The organism is Pseudomonas deceptionensis, from assembly GCF_900106095.1.
Taxonomy (GTDB): domain Bacteria; phylum Pseudomonadota; class Gammaproteobacteria; order Pseudomonadales; family Pseudomonadaceae; genus Aquipseudomonas; species Aquipseudomonas deceptionensis.
Genome location: NZ_FNUD01000002.1, coordinates 2,788,903 through 2,810,797 on the forward strand (window position 1 = coordinate 2,788,903; position 21,895 = coordinate 2,810,797).

Annotated in this window: 17 protein-coding genes; 6 read left to right on the forward strand and 11 right to left on the reverse strand. The window is 59.5% G+C overall.

Annotated features, from left to right (window positions below; all coding sequences use genetic code 11):
- Positions 1-32: 32 nt before the first annotated feature.
- A complete protein-coding gene (ppnN, locus tag BLW11_RS12810; protein WP_048358387.1) occupies positions 33-1,406 on the reverse strand; it encodes a nucleotide 5'-monophosphate nucleosidase PpnN in 1,374 nt (457 codons plus the stop codon).
- Between the two features lie 305 nt (positions 1,407-1,711).
- Between ppnN and BLW11_RS12815 the strand changes: the two genes are divergently transcribed.
- A complete protein-coding gene (locus BLW11_RS12815) occupies positions 1,712-2,032 on the forward strand; it encodes a YbjQ family protein (RefSeq protein ID WP_048358386.1) in 321 nt (106 codons plus the stop codon).
- A 56-nt stretch (positions 2,033-2,088) separates the two neighbouring features.
- Here BLW11_RS12815 and BLW11_RS12820 read toward each other — a convergent pair whose 3' ends face one another.
- Both BLW11_RS12820 and csrA read right to left on the reverse strand, forming a co-directional pair.
- Positions 2,089-2,634 carry a DUF1269 domain-containing protein gene (locus tag BLW11_RS12820; protein ID WP_048358385.1) on the reverse strand — a complete coding sequence of 182 codons (546 nt, stop codon included), beginning with the start codon at positions 2,632-2,634 and terminating at the stop codon, positions 2,089-2,091.
- 300 nt (positions 2,635-2,934) lie between these two features.
- Positions 2,935-3,129, reverse strand: a complete 195-nt coding sequence (gene csrA, locus BLW11_RS12825) for a carbon storage regulator CsrA (protein WP_019828915.1) — start codon at positions 3,127-3,129, stop codon at positions 2,935-2,937.
- A 252-nt stretch (positions 3,130-3,381) separates the two neighbouring features.
- Between csrA and BLW11_RS12830 the strand changes: the two genes are divergently transcribed.
- Positions 3,382-3,738: a hypothetical protein gene (locus BLW11_RS12830; RefSeq protein ID WP_048358384.1), complete on the forward strand. Its 357-nt coding sequence runs from the start codon at positions 3,382-3,384 to the stop codon at positions 3,736-3,738.
- A 122-nt stretch (positions 3,739-3,860) separates the two neighbouring features.
- On the forward strand, positions 3,861-4,481 hold the full coding sequence (locus BLW11_RS12835; protein ID WP_048358383.1) for a TetR/AcrR family transcriptional regulator: 621 nt from the start codon (positions 3,861-3,863) through the stop codon (positions 4,479-4,481).
- Between the two features lie 24 nt (positions 4,482-4,505).
- On the opposite strand, the gene preA is transcribed toward BLW11_RS12835, so the two are convergent.
- From preA to hydA, 3 genes are read right to left on the reverse strand one after another with little or no spacing between them, the layout of a single operon-like run.
- Positions 4,506-5,780 (reverse strand): NAD-dependent dihydropyrimidine dehydrogenase subunit PreA, encoded by a 1,275-nt coding sequence (gene preA, locus BLW11_RS12840; protein ID WP_048358382.1) that lies wholly within the window; start codon positions 5,778-5,780, stop codon positions 4,506-4,508.
- Entirely contained in the window at positions 5,781-7,142 is a 1,362-nt protein-coding gene (locus BLW11_RS12845) for an NAD(P)-dependent oxidoreductase (RefSeq protein ID WP_048358381.1), read from the reverse strand.
- Between the two features lie 56 nt (positions 7,143-7,198).
- Positions 7,199-8,638 (reverse strand): dihydropyrimidinase, encoded by a 1,440-nt coding sequence (gene hydA / locus BLW11_RS12850; RefSeq protein ID WP_048358380.1) that lies wholly within the window; start codon positions 8,636-8,638, stop codon positions 7,199-7,201.
- Between the two features lie 598 nt (positions 8,639-9,236).
- Between hydA and BLW11_RS12855 the strand changes: the two genes are divergently transcribed.
- Positions 9,237-10,724, forward strand: coding sequence for an NCS1 family nucleobase:cation symporter-1 (locus tag BLW11_RS12855; protein WP_048358379.1), 1,488 nt, complete (start codon positions 9,237-9,239; stop codon positions 10,722-10,724).
- Positions 10,725-10,761: 37 nt separating this feature from the next.
- A complete protein-coding gene (locus tag BLW11_RS12860) occupies positions 10,762-12,027 on the forward strand; it encodes a Zn-dependent hydrolase (RefSeq protein ID WP_048359488.1) in 1,266 nt (421 codons plus the stop codon).
- A 119-nt stretch (positions 12,028-12,146) separates the two neighbouring features.
- On the opposite strand, the gene BLW11_RS12865 is transcribed toward BLW11_RS12860, so the two are convergent.
- Genes BLW11_RS12865 through BLW11_RS12875 form a run of 3 tightly spaced genes read right to left on the reverse strand, consistent with a single transcriptional unit; the run spans position 12,147 to position 17,947 of the window.
- Positions 12,147-13,574 carry an efflux transporter outer membrane subunit gene (locus BLW11_RS12865; protein WP_048358378.1) on the reverse strand — a complete coding sequence of 476 codons (1,428 nt, stop codon included), beginning with the start codon at positions 13,572-13,574 and terminating at the stop codon, positions 12,147-12,149.
- Positions 13,558-14,724: an efflux RND transporter periplasmic adaptor subunit gene (locus tag BLW11_RS12870; protein ID WP_048358377.1), complete on the reverse strand. Its 1,167-nt coding sequence runs from the start codon at positions 14,722-14,724 to the stop codon at positions 13,558-13,560. The genes BLW11_RS12865 and BLW11_RS12870 overlap by 17 nt, the downstream gene beginning before the upstream one ends.
- Positions 14,714-17,947, reverse strand: coding sequence for an efflux RND transporter permease subunit (locus BLW11_RS12875; protein WP_048358376.1), 3,234 nt, complete (start codon positions 17,945-17,947; stop codon positions 14,714-14,716). The genes BLW11_RS12870 and BLW11_RS12875 overlap by 11 nt, the downstream gene beginning before the upstream one ends.
- A 226-nt stretch (positions 17,948-18,173) precedes the next feature.
- Here BLW11_RS12875 and BLW11_RS12880 point away from each other — a divergent pair, with 226 nt between their 5' ends.
- Complete coding sequence (locus BLW11_RS12880) at positions 18,174-18,584, forward strand: PA0061/PA0062 family lipoprotein (protein ID WP_048358375.1); 411 nt, start codon at positions 18,174-18,176, stop codon at positions 18,582-18,584.
- A 116-nt stretch (positions 18,585-18,700) separates the two neighbouring features.
- Here BLW11_RS12880 and mapR read toward each other — a convergent pair whose 3' ends face one another.
- Positions 18,701-20,110 carry a GntR family transcriptional regulator MpaR gene (gene mapR, locus BLW11_RS12885; protein WP_048358374.1) on the reverse strand — a complete coding sequence of 470 codons (1,410 nt, stop codon included), beginning with the start codon at positions 20,108-20,110 and terminating at the stop codon, positions 18,701-18,703.
- Positions 20,111-20,243: 133 nt separating this feature from the next.
- Positions 20,244-21,665 carry a cytochrome c oxidase accessory protein CcoG gene (ccoG, locus tag BLW11_RS12890; protein ID WP_048358373.1) on the reverse strand — a complete coding sequence of 474 codons (1,422 nt, stop codon included), beginning with the start codon at positions 21,663-21,665 and terminating at the stop codon, positions 20,244-20,246.
- Between the last annotated feature and the right edge of the window lie 230 nt (positions 21,666-21,895).

A 21,895-nucleotide genomic window follows, 5' to 3' on the forward strand; every position in this document is an offset into this window, starting at 1 on the left:
CGCATATCGCTTGGCAAGCCCTTCGACGAGGTTTAGCTCACGACTCGATAGCACGGCACATAGGCCGCGCCGCCTGGCAGTTTCATGCGGTGTTGTTCAACGAACGCTTGCAGCAACTTGTCCAGAGGCTTCATCACGGCAGCATCGCCATGGATCACATAAGGCCCGTGCTGCTCGATCAGTTGGATGCCTTTCTCTTTTACGTTGCCCGACACAATCCCGGAAAAGGCCTGACGCAGGCTGATTGCCAATTCGTGTGCCGGCACGTCACTGCGCAGTTTCAGGCTTGCCATATTGGCGTGGGTCGGGTCGAACGGGCGCTGGAAACCTTCATCGATTTTCAATAGCCAGTTGAAGTGGAAGGCGTCGTTGCGCTCGCGACGGAACTGTTTCACCGCCTTGAGCCCTGCTGTCATGTGGCGGGCCACTTCGGCCGGGTTGTCGATAATGATCTGGTAGTGCTGCTGCGCCTCTTCACCCAGGGTGGCCCCTACAAACTCATGCAGTTGCTGAAGGTAGGGTGCAGCCTCTTTAGGGCCGGTCAAGATCACCGGGAACGGCACGTCGCTGTTATCCGGGTGCATCAGAATGCCCAGCAGGTACAGGAATTCTTCGGCGGTACCGGCACCGCCCGGGAAAATGATCACGCCGTGACCTACCCGAACAAAGGCCTCAAGGCGCTTCTCGATGTCCGGCAGGATCACCAGTTCGTTGACGATCGGGTTTGGCGCTTCGGCGGCGATGATGCCGGGTTCGGTGAGCCCCAAATAACGCCCGCCCGTCAGGCGCTGTTTGGCGTGGGAAATGGTGGCGCCTTTCATCGGCCCCTTCATCACGCCCGGGCCGCAGCCGGTGCAGATGTCCAGACTGCGCAGGCCCAACTCGTGGCCCACCTTTTTGGTGTACTTGTACTCTTCGGTGTTGATCGAGTGGCCACCCCAGCACACGACAATTTTCGGATCAACCCCGGGGCGCAGCGTACGGGCATTGCGCAACAGGTGGAACACGTAGTCGGTGATGCCGGCAGAGCTGCTCAGGTCGATGCGCGCGCTGTCGAGGCTGCCCTGGTTGTAGACGATGTCGCGCAGGGCGCTGAACAGCATTTCCCGGGTGCTGGCGATCATCTCGCCATCAACAAATGCATCGGCGGGGGCGTTGAGCAGTTCAAGGCGCACGCCGCGGTCTTGCTGGTGGATCCGCACCTCGAAATCCTGATAGGCCTCAAGGATGGTTTTGGCGTTATCGACGTGGGCACCGGTGTTCAGGATTGCCAGTACGCACTGGCGAAACAGCGTGTAGCTGCTGCCCGAGCCAACTTCGCTCAGTTGCTGCACTTCACGTTGCGATAGCGTCTCCAGGCTGCCTTTAGGGCTTACTGAAGCGTTGATGACGTGTCTTTGGACCATAGCGGGCTTCCTTGAGCGGGGTCGAAAAGTTGCTTGGCGCAGCCATTGAGTTCATGTCAGCAATGAAGATTTGCCGAGCGAGGCGTCCCAACTCTTACGTCTTTAGATTCATTTGCTGTAAGCATAGTAGCCTTTGGGCAGGCATAAAGAAGAGCTTGCCCGTGGCCATATTTCCACTGGCTACAGTAACACTGGCGGTGCATAAGGCCAGTGCAGCGCTTTTCCGAGCGGTGAGTGCGGCGAAATCCGGCAGGAATGGGTTAATCTGCGGCCCTATCGAGACGGGTTTACGCAAGGACACACTGATGATTGTCACCACGACGCACACGATTGATGGCCGCAAGATCACTGAATATCTGGGAGTGGTCAGTGCCGAGTCGGTACACGGTATCAACGTGGTACGAGATTTTTTTACAGGGGTGCGGGACTTTTTTGGCGGACGCTCCCAGACGCTGGAGCGGGCCTTGAAGGAAGCGCGGGCAGAAGTGACGGATGAAATCCGTGAGCGGGCAGGCGGTTTGCGGGCCGATGCGATTGTGGGGTTGAACTTTGAAATCAGTATGCCGTCAGGGCGTGGCGGGATGCTGGTGGTATTTGCCACAGGCACCGCGGTGCGTTTGAACTGACGCAAGCGCAGAATTCGACCGCCGTTCAAGCGGTCGAATGCCAACGACAAACAGATTTAGATCGTTGTGGCTACCGGTGCGCCGGCAGTGGTTTTGGACAGCGCGTCCTGAAGTTTCTGCTCTTGTTCCGGAGACAGGGAGGTGCGCAGAACCTTGCCTTTGAAGTCCGAGTCTTCAAGTTCTTTCAGGACTTTTTCTGGCTGGAACTTGCGCAGCAGCACAAACAGGGCCGACGAATCGTTCGGGATGGTTTCGCTCAAGGACTTGATAAACGAGTCATCAATCCCGTAATCGCTCAACGAGCCGGACAGGGCGCCGGTGCCAGCACCCAGTGCACCACCAATGGCAAAGCCTGCCAGAGGGTTGAGGAACAGCAGCCCCACCAGTGCGCCCCACAGGCCGCCGGTGACCAGGCCGGAAGTAGCCCCCAGAGCCGTCAGGTTGACGCTTTGCTTGATATGGATCTTGCCTTCGGCATTGCGCACAACAATGACCGCATCTTCCAGCTCCACCAGGTGCTCTTTACTCAGCGAAACCATCTTGGTGAGGGCGCGATCTGCTTTTTCGGTGTCTGAAAATCCCACTACGATTAAATCGGACATGTCTTTCATTCCTTGACGGTACAGGTCCAGCCCGGCGAAGGGCTGAATTGAGGAGAGAGTCTCTCAAGACGTAACAATGCCTAAACGCCTTGGCGCGCAGTCATCAGGCCTTGCAGGCCCTCTGCGAGGAGTGAGCGTGGTCGCTAACCTTGAAACGGTCAAGTCGATGGGACATATCTCTTAACAAAGAGAAAGTTCAGCAAGGGGGGCAATGCTGTGTCAGGTGCGGGTATCGAAGGAATTGAGGAGGGCTGGCTGAGCAGCCCTGATACTCAAGCCTAGGGCTGATACCTCACAGGCTTATGGCTGATCGTTTTTTTCCGGTGCATTCAATCCAGCCTGGATACGTTGGTAAATTTCTTCACGGTGTACGGCAACATCCTTCGGCGCGTTGATGCCGATTCTGACCTGTTGTCCGCTGACACCTAAAATAGTGATCGTAATATCGTCACCGATGTTTATGCTTTCACCAACTTTACGGGTGAGTATCAGCATTTTTTTCTCCTTGATGGCTTTGTAAGGCACGTCTCTGAGACGGTGCGGCTTCGGTCATGACTACAGAATACTGCTAAGTGCGTATAAATGCGCCGCTCATTACAGACGACATGGCCAGAGGATTGATTCCCTGCAGGGGGAAAATTCTGGCGTCTGAGCCTTAAATTGGGGCGCATCGGATTTGTTCAAGGAGAGCAAAGGCCATTGCCCCAGTGATAAAATCAACCCATTCAAACAGACAGGGGAAACGCAGTGCGTAAAGTCATCGTGATGACGGCAATTTTGGCCTTGACGGCTTGCGGTCAGGAGTCTAACGATAAAATCCAGCGGGCTAAAGCAGCTTCTGAATCAACAGTGGTCCAGGCGCCTGTTGCTCAATGGGCGCTAGAGATCACCGAGGGCCAGAGAGCAACAATTACTGACACCACCGGAAGGCTTCTTGACAACGGTTTCACCCCTTACATTTTCGAAATCGCAGGTGTTCAGCACTTCTTGATCGGACCGTTTGCCTCTGAGGCTCAAGCGCTTGAAGCGCAGGCAAAAATGAAGCTCAAGCCCAAACTTGACGGTATCGAAACCAACGTGATTGAACTTCCTGCCGCGAATTAATCTGACACGGCGTCGCGTAGTTGCCTAAGCGTAGCCGCAACAGGCGATATTCGGCGCATTGTGTTGGAAATATTTGCTCACTCGACGGACCTCGAAGAAGCACGACGGCAAGGGCAATAGCGATGAGCAATCACAAGATCGAAATTCGGCGCAGCAATGTCGAAAAAATCCTCCTCGGCGCCGAAAAGATTTTTGCTGAAAAGGGCTTTGCCGGAACGGCAATGGCGGACATCGCAGCAGAAGTCCAGTTGCCACGTTCCAACCTGCACTACTACTTCAGCACCAAGACCGAGCTGTACAGCGCTGTATTGCTCGGGCTGCTCGAGGTGTGGAAGCAGGATGCGCTGTGCTTCGAAACCTACGACGACCCGCGTCTGGTACTCAGCAGTTACATCCGCGCCAAAATGAACCACTCGCGCACACGGCCCTTTGGCTCGAAAGTCTGGGCTAACGAATTGATACATGGCGCCCCGACCCTGGGTCAGGCGCTGGATGCCAGCCTGTATGACTGGGCGAAGATGAAAGAGGCCAAAATCCGCCAATGGGTGCAGGACAAGCGGATTTTGCCGGTAGAGCCGTCCAGCCTGTTGTACATGATCTGGGCCTCAACCCAGCATTACGCCGATTTTGACCATCAGGTGACGATCATCAATGATCATCAGCCATTGTCCGATATCCAGTTTGAACGGGCGGTGCAGACGGTTACCAGCATCATCCTGCGGGGCATAGGGCTGGAGCCGTGAGGCGCCGCCCCACGGCCGTTTCTGCTACGACGCCACTCGGTAAGGGTTGCGGGGATCATGGTTCCAGTCCAGGAACGGCAAGCCATTGTCGTGCGGCACCATCTCGATGCAGTCCTCGACCGGGCACGTGATCTGGCACAGGTTGCAGCCCACGCATTCGTCGTCGATCACTTCATACCGGTGTGTCCCGTCGGGCTGTTTCAAGCTGGCGATGGCCTGGTGCGAGGTGTCTTCGCACGCAATATGGCAGCGCCCGCAGCCAATACAGGCCTCCTGGTCGATTTTGGCGATTACCTGATAGTTGATATCCAGATACTTCCAGTCGGTGGTGTTGCCTACAGCACGGCCAGAAAAATCGTCCAGGCAGGTATAGCCTTGGCTGTCCATCCAGCGCGACAAACCGTCCTTCATCTCATCAACTATCCGAAACCCGTGGAGCATGGCGGCGGTGCACACCTGAACCGAGCCACAGCCCAGGGCAATGAATTCCGCTGCGTCGCGCCAACTGCCAATGCCGCCAATCCCACTGATCGGTAAGCCTTTGGTCAACGGATCGCGGGCGATTTCGGCCACCATGTTCAGTGCAATCGGCTTGACCGCGGAGCCGCAATAACCGCCGTGGGTACTTTGGCTGCCCACTGTCGGTAACGCCACCATGCGCTCAAGGTCGACGCTGGTGATGGAATTGATGGTGTTGATCAACGACACCGCATCGGCTCCGCCGCGGTGTGCTGCGCGGGCACTGAGGCGCACGTCGGTGATGTTGGGCGTCAGCTTGACGATCACCGGCAGCGAGCAATAGGTCTTGCACCAGCGCGTCACCATCTCGACGTATTCCGGCACCTGACCCACCGCCGCCCCCATGCCGCGTTCCGGCATCCCGTGGGGGCAGCCGAAATTCAGTTCGATGCCATCGGCGCCCGTGGCCTCCACCAGCGGCAGGATGAACTTCCAGGCCGATTCTTCGCAGGGCACCATCAACGACACAATCAGCGCCCGGTCCGGCCAGTCCTTTTTGACCTGGGTAATTTCGCGCAGGTTTATTTCAAGGGAGCGGTCGGTAATCAGCTCGATATTGTTGATGCCCATGACTTCGCGGTTAGGCCCGAAATGCGCCGAGTAGCGCGAGGACACGTTGACCGCGGCCGGGTCCTCACCCAGGGTTTTCCAGACCACGCCGCCCCAGCCCGCCTCATAGGCACGCACCACGTTGTAGGCCTTGTCGGTGGGTGGCGCAGACGCTAGCCAGAAAGGGTTGGGCGATTTGATACCGGCGAAAACAATCGAGAGATCGGCCATTTACGCGGCCTCCTGATTCAGTTGGGCATGAATGGCTTCTGCGGCCAGTTTGCCGTGCTGCACGGCTTGTACGGTCAGGTCCTGACCCAGTGAGGTGCAATCGCCCCCGGCATAAACCCCGGGCACGCTGGTGCGCAGTTGATCGTCAACCTCGATCCGGTCGCCGACCCGCTTGAGTGCCTGCGCCAATGGATCGTTCAGCGCAGCCTCATCAAAAGTCTGGCCGATGGCCTTGAACACCGCATCAGCTGCCAGTTCGAAGGTCTCACCGGTGCTCACCAGGCGTCCGCCCTCCAGGCGAGTGCGGGCAAAGCGCATGCCGCGCACCTGACCGCGTTCATCCAGTAACAATTCTTGCGGCTGGGCCCAGGTCATGAGACGCACCTGATTGGCCTTGGCAATATCCTGTTCGTGCCCGGTGGCGCCCATGTCCTCGAGCCCCCGGCGATACACCAGGTTTACCTCCCGTGCACCCAGGCGGGCCATTTGCACCGCCATGTCGATCGCGGTATTGCCCGCGCCCAGCACAATGCAGCGCTCGGCCAGCGGCAATTGCGTCAGGTCATCGCTCTGGCGCAGTTCGCGGATGTAATCGGTGGCGGCCAGCAGCCCCGGCGCGTCTTCGTGGGGCAGGCCCAGCAGCCTGCTGGCGGCCAGTCCCAACCCCAGAAACACCGAATCGAACTGCAGGTGCAGCTCGCTCAGGCTCAGGTTGTCGCCCAGTTTTTGGCCATGACGCACTTCGATGCCGCCGATATCCAGTACGAAATCCACTTCCCGCTGAGCAAAATCATCCACCAGTTTGTATTTGGCGATCCCGTATTCATTGAGCCCGCCGGATTTCTCCCGGGCTTCGAATATCACCACCTCATGCCCGAGCAAGGCCAGGCGATGGGCGCAGGCCAAGCCGGCAGGGCCCGCGCCGACCACGGCGATCCGCTTGCCGGTGGGTGCCGCACGGGTGAATGGATGCTCGCTGAACTGCGCATGGTCGACCGCATAACGCTGTAACAAACCGATCAGTACCGGGGCGCACTCCTGGCTGTTATTGCGCACGCAGGCTTGCTGGCACAGCACCTCCGTCGGGCAAACCCGGGCACAACTGCCGCCCAGAATGTTGGCCGAGAGAATCGTGTGCGCAGCCCCCTGGACGTTTTCCTGCTGGATCTTGCGAATAAACGAAGGGATATCGATGTCGCTGGGGCACGCATTGACGCAAGGCGCGTCGTAGCAATACAGGCAGCGCGAACTTTCCAGCTCGGCCTGGCGGGCACTGAGGGGGGGCGCCAGATCGGTGAAATGACTCGCCAGCACCTGCGCATTGTCATGGGGATGCGGCAAATGGTTCAGGGACTTGATCACGGGATTGCCTCACGGTTGTGGGGATCGTCCTGCCTCTGTCGGGCAGTGCTTTACGCTCAGCGCTTGACGGCTATTGGCTTGTGTTGCTCGGCGCGTTTTTTCAGCAAATCGAACACGGCGGGGTAGGCCGGCCGTTCGATGTAACGGCCCGCTCCGCGTTCTGCCCGCAGATCACCGTCGGCCCACACCACGCGGCCCTGGCTGATGGTGTGGCTGGGAATGCCGCGGACGGTCTTGCCTTCAAAAATATTGAAATCGACTTGTTGATGGTGGGTTTTGGCGCTGATGGTGCGGGTGCCCAGCGGGTCCCACAGCACCAGGTCGGCATCGGCACCGACCCGGATCGTGCCTTTGCGCGGGTACATATTGAAAATCTTGGCGCTGTTGGTGGAGGTCAGAGCGACAAATTCCTGCATCGACAAACGCCCGGTATTCACGCCTTCATCCCACAGCAGCGCCATGCGGTCCTCGATACCCGCTGTGCCGTTGGGGATTTTGCTGAAATCGTCGCGCCCGGCGGCTTTTTGTTCGGCACAGAAGCAACAGTGGTCGGTGGCGGTGGTGTGCAGGTTGCCCGATTGCAGGCCGTGCCACAGCGCCTCCTGATGCCCGCGAGGGCGGAAGGGCGGGCTCATCACGTAACCGGCGGCGGTCTGCCAGTCGGGGTGTTGGTACACGCTGTCATCGAGCAGCAGATGCCCGGCCAGAACTTCGCCATACACCGGCTGGCCCTGACTGCGGGCGTAGGTGATTTCATCCAGGGCTTCACGGGTCGACACATGCACCAGGTACAGCGGCGTGCCGATAGTCTGGGCGATGCGGATTGCCCGGCTGGCGGCTTCGCCTTCAACCTGGGAGGGGCGTGACAGCGGGTGAGCCTCCGGCCCGGTCATGCCCTGGGCCATGAGTTTGCGTTGCAAGTGGTACACCAGCTCGCCGTTTTCGGCATGCACTGTGGGCACCGCCCCCAGTTCCAGGCAACGCTCAAAGCTGGCCACCAGGGTGTCGTCAGCGGCCATGATCGCGTTTTTGTAAGCCATGAAATGTTTGAAACTGTTGACGCCGTGCTGGCTGACCAGCTCGGCCATTTCTTCACGCACCTGCTCGCTCCACCAGGTGATCGCGACATGGAACCCATAGTCGGACGCCGATTTTTCGGCCCAGCCACGCCACTGGTGGAATGCCTCTAGCAAGGACTGCTGCGGGTTGGGTATCACGAAGTCGATGATGGATGTTGTGCCACCGGCCAAACCGGCGGCCGTGCCACTGTAAAAGTCTTCGCTGGCCACGGTCCCCATAAACGGAAGTTGCATATGGGTGTGAGGATCAATACCCCCGGGCATTAGATATTGACCGCTGCCATCCAGAACTTCGCAGCCTGCCGGAACATCAAGATCAGTGCCAATGGCGCGGACCAGACCGTCGGCGCAGTAAACATCAGCACAATAACTTTCATCATGGGTCACAAGCGTAGCGCCACGGATTAACAGTGACATACCGAGTTCCTCGCAGGCTGACCGGCTATAACCGGCTCTAAATGTTGTTATTAAGACGAGTGAACAGTTTTGATTCCTGTCACTGGTGTCAGGAATGAAATCTAGTGGGTTGTAAGAGAATGTTCAAACTTTATTTTTAATAAGGTTATTTGTTTATAACTATATGATTTATAACAACTTTAATAATTAATCACCAAAATGAGGCACTGCCACACCATTTTGACGCACTTGACAGGAATCAAATATGAGCGAAGTTTCTTATGCTAAATCAGGTGCTTGAGTCTCTGAGCGAAGGGTGGCAAAGCAACAAAAATAAATAAGCGTGCACCGAGTTGTTTCGTTTTGTTATATCAATGAAATGCCTTTTGATAGGGGCATGGGAATGCGAGTCATTTACAAGAGGGTTAAAACAGTTGTAAACCAGACAGTTGCAAGTAGTGCAAGCCAGTGTGCGGGGACGCGGCAAGTAACACGGCACAGTTCTTGATTGTTGCTGCCATGACCGGACGGGCCGACGTAGACAAGTACAAGTCCAGGCAAGGGAGTGGCTCTGCGCCAATGCGCGGGGCATGTCACCACAACAAGAGAGTGAGCGAACATGCAAGCGAGCAGATCCCACGTAACTGAACGTAACGGCTTGTACGAACTGGAAGCCGGGCCTGAAGTCCTCGATAGTCCCCGGTATAACCACGATATTGCCCCCACCAAAGTCCATGAGCGCACCTGGAACAAATGGCATATCACTGCGTTGTGGATCGGCATGTCCATTTGCGTGCCCACCTACACCTTGGGGGGTGTATTGACGGCCTACTTCGGGCTTTCGGTCGGCGAGGCGCTGCTGGCGATTTTGCTGGCCAATATCGTGGTTTTGATCCCGCTGACCCTTAATGCTTTTGCGGGTACCAAATACGGAATTCCCTTTCCGGTGTTGCTGCGCTCTTCCTTCGGCATCATCGGTTCAAACGTCCCTTGCTTGATCCGTGCTTTGGTGGCTTGCGGCTGGTTCGGGATTCAGACGCTGTTCGGCGGCCTGGCCATTCACCTGTTTCTGGGCTCGGTGTTCGAAGGCTGGAAAAGCCTGGGCGGCACCGGTGAAGTGATCGGCTTCATGCTGTTTTGGGCGCTTAACCTGTGGGTGGTGTTGCGCGGCGCCGAGTCGATCAAGTGGCTTGAAACCCTGTCTGCGCCGTTGCTGGTACTGGTTGGCATCGGATTGCTGGTGTGGGCACTGCCCAATGTGTCGATGACCGAACTGCTGGCCCAGCCCGCCAAACGCCCCGAAGGCGCCAGTGTGTATGGCTACTTCTTTGCCGGCCTGACCGCAATGGTGGGGTTCTGGGCCACCTTGTCGCTGAATATTCCGGACTTCAGCCGCTACGCCAAAAGCCAGAAAGACCAGATTCTGGGCCAGATTTTCGGCCTGCCGCTGACCATGTTCCTGTTTGCTGCATTGGGCGTGGTGATGACGGCAGCGTCCGAAAAACTGGTAGGGGTTACCGTGTCCGACCCGGTAAGCCTGATCGGTCATATCCAGAGCCCGGGCTGGGTGGCGCTGGCCATGGCACTGATCATCATTGCCACCCTGTCGACCAACACCGCGGCCAATATCGTGTCGCCCACCAATGACTTCCAGAACATCGCCCCCAAACTGATCAACCGCACCAAGGCCGTGATGTTGACCGGCCTGGTGGGCCTGGTGCTGATGGGGCATGAACTGCTGAAAAAACTCGGCCTGCTGGTGTCCGACGTGAGCCTGGAAACCGTGTACTCCAACTGGCTGCTGGGCTACTCCAGCCTGTTGGGCCCCATCGCGGGGATCATGGTGGTGGACTATTTCATCATCCGTCAGCAAAAACTCGACCTGGCCGGGCTGTACCACGACGGCGTGTACCCGGCCTGGAACTGGAACGGATTCATCGCCTTTGGCGTACCGGTGGTACTGACCTTGCTGTCATTGGGCAGCAGCGCTTTCAGCTGGTTTTATGACTTCGGCTGGTTTACCGGGTCGTTGCTCGGCGCCGCGATTTACTACGCCCTGTGCCGCCTGAGCAGCCCGCAGACGGCCATCGCCAACAACGCGGCTTGACATGAATTCTTATAAAAAACTGCCTGAGGATACCTCCATGAACGCCATACAAGACCTTCAGCAGCAACGCGCACCCTTGATCAACAGCGAGCGCCTGTGGGCCTCTTTAATGGAACTGGCGCAACTGGGGGCCACGGTAAAAGGCGGCGTGTGTCGCCTGGCCCTGACCGATCTCGACCGCCAGGCCCGGGACATCTTTGTGCGCTGGTGCGAAGACGCGGGTTGTACCGTCAGCGTTGACGCCGTGGGCAATATTTTTGCCCGTCGCCCCGGGCGCAATCCCGACTTGCCGCCGGTGATGACCGGCAGCCATATCGACACCCAGCCCACCGGCGGCAAATTTGACGGCTGTTTTGGGGTGCTGGCCGGGGTAGAAGTGCTGCGCACTCTCAATGACTTGAACATCGAGACTGAGGCGCCGCTCGAAGTGGTGGTGTGGACCAACGAAGAGGGCTCGCGATTTGCCCCGTGCATGATGGGCTCCGGTGTCTTTGCCGAAAAATTCACCCTGGAAGAAACCCTGGCCAAAACCGATGCCGAGGGCGTGACGGTCGGTGAAGCCTTGAATGCGATTGGCTATGCGGGCAGTCGAAAAGTCAGCGGCCACCCGGTGGGGGCCTACTTTGAAGCCCACATCGAGCAGGGGCCGATCCTTGAAGACGAACGTAAAACCATTGGCGTGGTACTGGGCGCTCTCGGGCAGAAATGGTTCGACCTCAACCTGCGTGGCGTCGAAGCCCACGCCGGGCCGACCCCCATGCACCTGCGCAAGGACGCGCTGGTGGGCGCTGCGGCGGTAGTGGCTGCGGTCAATCACGCCGCCCTGAGCCATCAACCCCATGCCTGCGGCACCGTGGGTTGCCTGCAAGCGTACCCGGGCTCGCGCAACGTAATCCCGGGCGAAGTACGCATGACCCTGGATTTCCGTCACCTGTTGCCGGAGCGCCTGGACTCGATGATCAGCGAAGTGCGCGGGGTGATCGAAGCCACGTGCGCCAAACATGGCCTGACGTTTGAACTCACCCCAACTGCGGATTTTCCGCCGCTGTACTTCAATGACGATTGCGTGAATGCGGTACGTGAAGCAGCCAATGGCCTGGGGTTGTCCAATATGGACATCGTCAGCGGGGCAGGGCACGACGCCATCTTCCTCGCCGAGCTGGGCCCGGCGGGCATGATTTTTGTGCCATGTGAAGGCGGCATCAGTCACAACGAAATCGAGAACGCCGATCCCAAGGATCTGGCAGCGGGATGTGCGGTGTTGCTCAAAGCCATGTTGGCGGCGTCGAAAGCAATGGTGTAACGCCAACAGTTTTTGTAGCCGCTGATGAGCGTAGCGAGGCTGCGATGGGTTGCGCAGCGACCCTTTGCCTTGACTAAAAGCGAAGGTCCTGCGGCCCTTGTCGCAGCCAGCGGCAGCGGCTACAGGTGTTGTGCTGACTGATCCCACCCACCCCCCAATGCCGTCAACAACCCCACGCTGGCCTGTAGCTGCCGGGTGCGCAGGGCTTGTACCTGGCGCTGGGCTTGCAGCGCTGCCGTTTGCGCGGTCACCACATCCAGATAGCTGACTGCCCCGGCTTCATAGCTGTTGGTGGCGATTGCCTGGGTGTGTTCGGCGGTATTGGCGGCGGCTTGCTCGTCGAGGCTTTCCTGTCGCAGGTCGCGCAGCTGCGCCAGGTTGTCCTCGACTTCGCGGACCGCATGCAGCACCTGGCTGCGGTAATGGGCCGATGCTTCTTCAAATTCAGCCTTGGCCTGGCGCTCCTGACCATCGAGCCTGCCGCCGTCAAAAATCGGCAGGCTGATCAGCGGCCCCAAGGCCCAGAAGCGGTTACTGGCAGCCAGTAAATTGCCGCTGCCCTGGGTTTGCCCGCCGAGCAGGCCGGTCAAGCTGAAGTCCGGATACCAGGCCGCTTTTGCCACGCCAATCGCCGCATTGGCGGCAAACACCCGGCGCTCGGCGGCGGCGATGTCGGGCCGCCGTTGCAGCAAGGTGCTGGGCAGCGCCTGGGGCTGCGGTGGCAGGTCCAAGGTGCGCGTGCTGGCCGCCAGCTGGAAGGTGCTCGCTGGCTCGCCCACCAGTTCGCCCATTGCGTGTTCGGTCAGGTTGCGCTGGCCGCGCACGTCGTCCAGCTGGGCTTCGGCTTCGGCCAACTGGCTTTGGGCGCGGGTCAGGTCAAGTTCGGAGGCGATCTGCCCCTGAAAACGGGCGCGGGTCAGTTGCAAGGCCTGGTTGTACTCATCCAGCGAGCTGGACAAAATCCGCTGTTGCGCATCCAGGCCATCGAGTTGCACATACAGGCCGGTCAACTGGCGTTGCAAACTCAAGCGTGCCACGGCCAGGTCGTCCGCCGAGGCCTCTGCCTGGGCATCGCCCGCCGCCACCTGATTGCGGATTTTGCCCCACAGGTCGAGGTCGAAATTCAACGCGAACCCAGCGGTGTTGCTGTTATAGACCGACGGTTGCGTCGTACCGCGCAGCGGGCGGCTGTCTGATTGACGCTGACGCATCGGTTGCCCGCTGGCGGTGATTTGCGGGAACAACCCTGCATGCAATTGGCTGGCATAGGCCTGTGCCGCGTCGAAGTGCGCAAGGGCGGCGGCCAGGTCCGGGTTGGCGCTGAGCAATTGCTGTTGCAGCGTGTTCAGGCGTTCGTCCTGATACACCCGCCACCACTGGGGCGAGAGTTGATCGGCGGGCTGTGCGCTGTGCCACGGGCCGTCACTGGTTTGTTCGCGGTAATGCGCGGGCAGGTTCAGGTCGGGCGGGTTGTAGGCCGGTGCCAGTGAGCAGCCCTGCAAGGCCAGGGCCAGCAACAGGGCGCTGCGTTTAAGCCTTGGCTGCATGGGAGGCTCCCGCGTCGGCAAGTTTTACCGCGTCGCCTTCGCGCAGGGCGTCAGGCGGGTTGTCGATCACGGTGTCGGCGGGCTTGAGGCCCTGATCAATCACCAGCCGCTCGCCCAAATCGAGGCCGATATGGATGTTTTGCAAGTGCACATGCTGCGCGCTGTCGAGCACCGCGACCTGGGTGCCCTGGGCGCGGAAGATCAACGCACTGGCCGGGATGCTGACGCCGTGGGTGTCTGCCGGGATCGACAGGGTGGCCTCGGCATAGTCGCCGGGCATCAGTGCGTCGCCCGGGTTGAGGGCTACGAACTGGGCCATCAGGGTGCCAGAGCGTTGATCAATTGCCGCCGAGTTGCCGATCAATCTGGCGCTGAAGGTTTGCCCCGGGTGCTCCGGCACGCTGAGTTGTACCTGCATGCCAGGGCGGATCACGCTGGCGTAGTTCTGTGGCACGGGTACGTAGAGCCGCAGTTGGTGGGTGTCGGCTATGTCGAACAGCTCAATATCGCTGTCGGTATCGGCCTTGATCAATTGCCCGATGTCGGTGTTGCGGGCAGTGATGGTCCCTGCAAAGGGCGCGCGAATGGTCTTGTAGTCTTCCAGGGTCGAGAGACGTGCGTAATCAGCTTCGGCGGCCTGGGCATTGGCCTTGGCTGCGGCGGCATTGGAGGCTTTTTCGTCAGCCTCCTGACGCGAGACCGAGTGACTGGCCAGCAGGTTTTGCCAGCGGGTGGCCGTGGTCGCCGCCAGCCTGGCGTTGGCTTGTTCCTGCAGCATATGGGCGCGGGTTTGCGCCAGTTGCTGGTCCAGATCCGGGCTGTCGATGACGGCCAGTATCTGTCCCGCGTGTACCTTGCTGCCGATGTCGGTTTGCCAGCTTTTCAGGTAGCCGCTGACCCGGGCGTGGATCGGCGCCTTGCTCCAGGCCTGCAGGTGCGCGGGCAAACGCAGGGTGTCGCCGTGGGCGTTTTGCAGGGGTTGAAACACGCTGACAATCGGCAGCGCCGCGGCTTCGGTCCATTGGGTGATCGCGTGTTCGTGGCGGCTGCGCGCCGCCAGGCCGTTGGCCACCAGCAGTGCGGCCAGGGTCAGGCCGCCGATGCCCAGATACATCAAGCGCTTGTGCGAAGGTTTTTGATCAGATGACATGAGACGTTTCTCCAACAGAAGATCCAGCAGCAGCGCGTTTTTTTCCCCGACCGTGCACCAGGCTGAACACCACGGGCACGAACAGCAGGGTGGCAACGGTGGCCAGCATCAGACCGCCAATCACGGCGCGTCCCAGCGGGGCGTTTTGTTCTTCTGACAAGGCCAGCGGCAACATGCCGATCATCATTGCCAGCGCGGTCATGCACACCGGTCTGAAGCGTGTGTAGCCCGCTTCGAGTGCGGCTTTGAGTGCGTCGCCATGCTCGGCCAGCCGTTCGCGGCAAAAACTCACCACCAGAATCGAGTTGGCCGTGGCCACGCCCATGCACAGGATGGCCCCGGTCAAGGCCGGCACCGACAGCGATGTGCCACTGAGGAACAGCATCCACACGATCCCGGCCAAGGCGGCGGGCAGGGCGGTGATGATCACGAACGGATCGACCCAGGACTGGAAGTTGACCACGATCAGCAGGTAGATCAGCACCACCGCACCCAGCAAGCCGAAGCTCAAGCCACTGAAGGCTTCATGCAGGGCGTCGATCTGGCCATGCAGACTGATGATCGCGCCTTTGGGCCGCAGATCGGCTGCCCCATCAATCACCTTTTGTACATCGGCGGCCACTGAACCCAGGTCACGGCCCTGAATGTTGGCGTACAGGTCCAGCGTGGGCTGGATGTTGTAGTGGCTGACCACCGCCGGGCTCTGTACCCGGCTGATGGTTGCCAGCGCGCCAAGGATCTGCGACTGGCCGTTGCTGCCGGTCACGGGCAAGGCTTCCAGTGCTGGCAGGCTGTCCAGACGGTATTGCGGGGTGGCGGCAACCACGCCATAAGACACGCCGTTTTGCGGGTTGAGCCAGAAGGTCGGTGCCACTTGAGAGCTCCCCGCCAGGGACGCGACCATGCTGTTGGTCACGTCGCGTTCGGTAATCCCCAGGCCATTGGCCCGCAGGCGATCGACGTTGACTTGCAGCGACGGGTAGCCCACCGACTGTTGAATCCGCAGGTCGGCAATCCCCGGCACATGCTGCAAGCGCCGTTGCAGTTCCAGTGCATAGGCACGGTTGGCAGCGTCGTCGTGCCCGGAGATTTTCACGTCCAGCGGGGCCGGGGCGCCGAAGTTGAGGATCTGGGTGCTGATGTCCGCCGGCATAAAGGCAAATTGGGTACCGGGGAAGCTCTCGGGCAGGGCTTCGCGCAGGCGTTTCACGTAATCGGCGGTGGGGCTGTGATCCGCCTTGAGCGTGACCTGAATATCGCCGTCCTGCGGGCCGATAGTGCCGCTACTGCTGTAGGCCATGTCGATGCCACTCAACGGAATTCCGATGTTGTCGATGACGGTATCCAGTTGGTCGGCAGGAATGATCTCGCGGATGCGTGACTCGATTCTGTCGAATGCGGCGGCGCTTTCTTCGATACGAGTACCCAATGGCAACCGCACATGCAGGGCCAGAGCCCCGGCATCGGTGGCCGGGAAGAAGTCCTGGCCCAGGCTCGGCAGCAACGCAAACGAGGCCAGCACGCAGGCCATGAAACCCAGCAGAAAGCGTTTGCGATGGGCCAGTGCCAGCTCCAACACCCCGTAATAGGCATCGCGTACCGCCGAGAAACGGCGCTCGAACCCTTGCTGAAAACTCAGCAAGGCGCGCACCGGGGCCGAGTGCTGTTTGGTGTGTTGATCGCCCTCGTGATGGTTGATGTAGGCATCTTCCGGGTGATGCCCGGTACCTTGCTCGGGTACATGTGGCTTGAGCAGAAACATCGCCAGGGTCGGCACCAGAGTACGGGACAGAATGAACGAGCTGCCCATGGCGAAAATCACCGACAGCGCCATCGGACGGAACAGGTAACCGGCAATCCCCTGCAACATGAACATCGGTACAAACACGATGCAGATGCACAGCAGTGACACGAATGCCGGGCCGACAATCTGCCTGGCCCCGTCGAGAATCGCATCGCGTACCGACTTGCCCTGTTCGAGGTGCCAGTTGATGTTTTCGATGGTCACCGTGGCATCGTCCACCAGAATCCCCACCGCCAACGCCAGCCCGCCCAGGGTCATGACGTTGAGGGTTTGCCCGCTGAGCGCCAGCAGGGCGATGGCCGACAGTACCGCCAGCGGGATCGACACCGCGATAATCAGGGTCGAGCGCCAGCTGCCAAGGAACAGCAAAATCATGGCGCTGGTGAGCAGGGCGGCAATGATCCCTTCCTGCGCCACGCTTGCGACCGACTGTTTGACGAACACCGAAGCGTCGCCCAGCAAGGAGGTTTTGAGGGACGGCGGCAAGGTTTCATTGATGCGCGGCAACATTGCGCGAATGCCGTCGACGATGGACAGGGTCGAGATAGTGCCGTTCTTCAACGCCGGCATCAGCACCGCTCGGTGACCGTCAACCCGCACGATATTGGTTTGCGGCGGCGAACCGTCACGTACGTGGGCCACCTGGCCGATGGTGATCAGCGCGCCGTCGACCGTCTTGATCGGCAAGTCGTTCAGCTCATCGATGGCTTTGGGGCTGTTGTTGAGCAGCACCGTGTACTCATAAGTGCCGAGCTTGGCCGTGCCCACCGGGATGATCTGGTTTTGCGCCGCCAGCGCCGCGCCGACGTCCTGGGCCGAAAGACCTTTGGCCGCCAGTGCCTGGGGGTCGAGGTCGAGGGTGATCTGGCGTTGCTTGCCGCCCATGGGCGTCGGCATGGCCAGGCCCGGCAGTGCGCTGAGGGGCAGCCGGATATTGTTCTGCACCAGGTCGCGGATTTTGGCTTCCGAGAGTGTGGGGCTGGAAAACGCTAATTGCAGGATCGGCACCGTGGACGCGCTGTAGTTAAGAATCAGCGGCGGGGTAATCCCCGGAGGCATCTGCTTGAGCACGGTTTGTGACACCGCGGTCACTTGCGCGTTGGCGGTACGGATATCGACGCCGGGTTGAAAGAAGATTTTCACGATGCCCATGCCAGGCAAGGACTGCGACTCGATATGTTCGATGTCGTTGACCGTGGTACTGAGCGAACGCTCGTAGGTATAAATCACCCGGCCCGCCATATCGGCAGGCGCCAGGCCAGTGTATTGCCACACCACGGCGACCACGGGAATACCAATGTCAGGGAACACATCCGTGGGGGTGCGCACAGCCGCCAGCGGCCCAATGATGCAGATGAAAATCGCCAGCACGATAAACGTGTAGGGCTTGTGCAGTGCGGTCTTTACCAGCCCGAGCATGCCTGAACCTCCGAGGAGTGGAATTGCAAACCTCGGCAGTCTTACCGTCCAAACCTAACGATCCGCTTTCAGCAACGTGAAGGATCCTTTAGGAATGGCCTGAAATTCCCTTCACTTTCATTCATTTGGCCGAATGGCCAACGAGCGCCAAGCTTGAAGCCTATTCGACGGGCCAGCTCCCTGTACCTGTCGTACTTTTTGGTTTCCCCTGCGAGGCGTACTTGCGATGACTCTTAAACCACTGCTGCTGATCCCGTCCCTGAGCCTGGTGCTGTTGCTGTCGGCCTGTGCCGGGCCCATGCCAAAACAAGACCCGGGCGAAGCCTGGATCGGTCTTAAAGAGGAGGGCAACAGTGACCTGATGGCGGAACGGGTCGACGGTAAAAACATCAACGATGGCCGTTACTTTGAAGTCACTCCCGGCACCCACCGTCTGGACGTGACCTTGTTCGAAGGCGCCACGGGTGATGAAAACGAGGTGGATTGCCAGGGCAAGGTCAACTACACACACTTCAAGGCCGGTGAGCGCTACGAGCTGATTGAGTCGAGCCTTGGGCCAGAGATCAGTGCACGCCTTGTCGACGGGCATGGCAAGGAAGTGGCACACACGGCGGATTTCAGCTGTATGCCGGGGTAGGCGCTTTACCCTTGTGGGAGCGAGCCTGCTCGCGATGCAGACGACACGGTCTGGCAGGCCGACCGTGGTGAGGCCATCGCGAGCAGGCTCGCTCCCACAGAGAGTTTGGCGTTTGTCTAAAACGAACGCACAATCTTGCCCAGGGTTTCCATGGCTTTCTCACTGGCCTCGTCCCACGGGCTGCCGTAGTTCAGGCGGATGCAATTGCGAAAGCGTTGGGTGGCCGAGAAGATCGGCCCCGGCGCTATGCTGATGCCTTGGGCCAGGGCCATCTGGAACAACTTGAGCGAGTCCATTTGCTCGGGCAGTTCCAGCCACAGGAAGTAGCCGCCCGAAGGCTGGCTGACCCGGGTCTGGGCCGGGAAGTAGCGGGCAATCGCGGCCAGCATTGCGCTCTGTTGCTCCTCCAGCGCATAGCGCAGTTTGCGCAGGTGACGGTCGTAACCGCCGTGCTGCAAGTAGTCTGCGATGGCGGCCTGGGCCGGCATCGACGCGCACAGCGACGTCATCAGCTTGAGCCGCTCGATTTTCTGCGCGTAACGCCCCGCAGCCACCCAGCCAATGCGGTAACCCGGTGCCAGGCTTTTGGCAAACGAGCCGCAATGCATTACCAGCCCTTCGGTATCAAACGCCTTGGCCGGCTTCGGCGCGTGCTGGCCGTAATACAGCTCGGCGTACACATCGTCTTCAATCAACGGTACCTGATGGCCGCGCAGCAGCTCGACCAGGGCCTGCTTCTTGGCCTCGGGCATGGTCGCGCCAATGGGGTTCTGAAAGCTGGTCATGCACCACACGGCTTTGATCGGATGACGCTCGAGGGTTTGTGCCAGCACCCCGAGGTCGATGCCATCACGGGGATGCACCGGGATCTCCACCGCCTTGAGCTTGAGCCGTTCCAGCACTTGCAGGCAGGCGTAAAACGCAGGGGCTTCGATGGCCACCAGGTCGCCGGGCTCGGTGACGGCTTGCAGGCACAGGTTCAGGGCCTCCAGCGCGCCATTGGTAATCAGCAGTTCCTCCATGGGCAGCATCAACCCGCCGACCATGTAGCGCAGGGCGATTTGCCGCCGCAGCTGCGGGTTGCCGGGGGACATGTCGGTGACCACCATGCGCGGGTCCATTTCCCGGCTGGCGGTGGCCATCGAGCGGGCCAGACGTTGCAGCGGAAACAGCATCGGGCTGGGGAAGGCCGAGCCGAACGGTACCGTGTGGGGGTCTTTGATCGAGTCCAGCACCGAAAAAACCAGGGCGCTGACATCCACCTGGGTGGACTCGGTGACATGGCTGCTGAACACCGGTTCGGAAAAAGGGGTAGGCGCATGCACATTGACGAAATAGCCCGAACGCGGCTTGGCCCGAATCAGGCCTCGACGCTCCAGCAGGTAATAGGCCTGAAACACCGTCGAGGGGCTGACGCCATAGGTCTGGCTGGCATAGCGCACCGAAGGCACGCGCTGACCGGGCCCGAGCACCCCTGAGCGGATCAGTTCAGCAATATCGTCGGCGAATTTTTCGTAGCGTTTCATGGGATAAGGCCCGGTCCGGCGTAAGTTACACACATCAAACATCTGTGGGAGCGAGCCTGCTCGCGATGCATGCAGCGCAGTGCTGCCATCGCGAGCAGGCTCGCTCCCACAAGGGTTGCTGCAGTCTAAAGGCTCAGCGATTGAGCGGGGCAACAAAACGGCTTTTGGCCACGCTGCGCACATCCGGTTCATCGGTGTCGGTGACCACAAACTCGATGGTCTGTGAGCTGCTCTTCGGGCGGTCGGCCAGCAGGGCAACAGACACCGGCACATCGACAATCTCGCCGGGGGCCAGGCTCAGTTCGGTTTTGCCCTGCAGCTGGAAGTCTTCGCTGTCTTGCAAGGACACCCGATAGTTCTGTGGTTCCTGGGTCTTGTTGATGATTTTAAGGCTGTAGATGTTCTCGATCTGGCCCTGGCTGTTCTCGCGGAACAGGCCCCGGTCCTTGATCACATCCAGCGACACCATGGTGCGTTGGTTCAGGGCTATCACCAGCGCTCCGATCATCAGTAGCAGCACCACGGCGTAGCCGATCAGGCGTGGGCGCAGCAGGTGGGTCTTGCCGCCTTGCAGTTCGTGTTCGGAGGTATAGCGCACCAGGCCTGGGGCGTAGCCCATTTTGTCCATCACCGAATCACAGGCATCAATACAGGCAGCGCAACCGATGCACTCCATCTGCAAGCCATCGCGGATATCGATGCCGGTCGGGCACACCTGCACGCACATATAACAGTCGATGCAATCACCCAAACCTTCCTGCTTTGGCTCAACCCCTCGTTTGCGAGGGCCCCGGCTTTCGCCACGGGCCACGTCATAGGAAATGGCCAGGGTGTCCTTGTCGAACATCACGCTCTGGAAGCGGGCATACGGGCACATATGCATGCACACCGCTTCACGCAGCCAACCGGCGCTGATGTAGGTGGCCCCGGTGAAAAACAGCATCCAGAACAGGCTGATGCCGGCAATTTCCAGGGTCAGCAATTCCGTGGCCAGCGGCCGGACCGGTGTGAAGTAACCAACGAAAGTCAGTGCGGTCATCACACTGATGGCCAGCCACAGGGTGTGCTTGGCCGTACGGCGCAGGACCTTGTTCAGGCGCCAGGGCGCGGCTTGCAGTTTTATGCGCTGGTTTCTGTCACCTTCGGTGATCTTTTCGCACCACATAAACAGCCAGGTCCACGTGCTTTGCGGGCAGGTGTAACCGCACCACACCCGGCCGGCAAATACCGTGATTGCAAACAGGCCAAAGGCAGCAATGATTAGCAAGGCCGACAGCAGAATGAAGTCCTGGGGCCAGAAGGTTGCGCCAAAAATGTGAAATTTGCTTTCAGACAAGTCCCACAGGACCGCCTGCCGGCCATCCCAATTCAGCCAGACCGTGCCAAAGAACAGCAAAAACAAAAAGCCTGTGCCCACTATTCGGAGTGTGCGGTACAGGCCCGTGAAGCTGCGGGTGTGAATCACGTTGTCGCTGGACTTGTTCTTGTTTTTTGCGGCTCTTGGTCGAGAAGCCTCAAATGACTCAATTATCTGGACGGGAATTTGTTCGCTCATGGTCTTTCGCTCATCAGCCTCCATCAGGCATGAGCACTATGCCCAGCGAACTGTTTGCATAACAGACTCAGTTATTTGAATTAAAACCGGATCAGATGGGTTTTTAGGCCCGCCTGCGACAATGTGCTGCACCCCGGGCAATCCCCGGTGGTGCGGGCTCTGGGTGTCTGTACTGCAGATGCGCCGGAGGGAGGGTGATCGGGGTCAGGTAAATCACCGAATCACTGAGG